At 42.9% G+C, this 273-nt stretch carries 1 pseudogene; it reads right to left on the reverse strand.

Annotated features, from left to right (window positions below):
• Window positions 1–273: pseudogene (locus tag AAEY79_RS14880) on the reverse strand (hypothetical protein); the annotation flags it as partial.

Below are 273 nucleotides of genomic sequence, written 5' to 3' on the forward strand. Positions count from 1 at the left end.
CTAGAAATCGTCTTAGGTGCGAGTCGTTATCGAACGCTTGAGTTGTTTTGCGTAATGCTCCGTGACGCTCAACCCAAATTGAAAAAGGACCATTAATTAAAATGTCGGTAACGGCTGGGTCTAACATTAATTCAGAAATTGGCCCTAGCCCTTGTAGTTCTTCGATAACTTGCTGGATAAGGAGTGCCTTATCTGAAGTATTTAATGGCTGTTGTTGTTGCCCTGGCAATAAATCGATTAGTTGCTCAAGCTGCTGCTTAAGCTGAGTGGGTT

The sequence above is a fragment of the Psychrobacter sp. GW64-MNA-CIBAN-0177 genome, from assembly GCF_040309585.1.
In the GTDB taxonomy this organism is placed as follows: Bacteria; Pseudomonadota; Gammaproteobacteria; order Pseudomonadales; family Moraxellaceae; genus Psychrobacter; species Psychrobacter okhotskensis.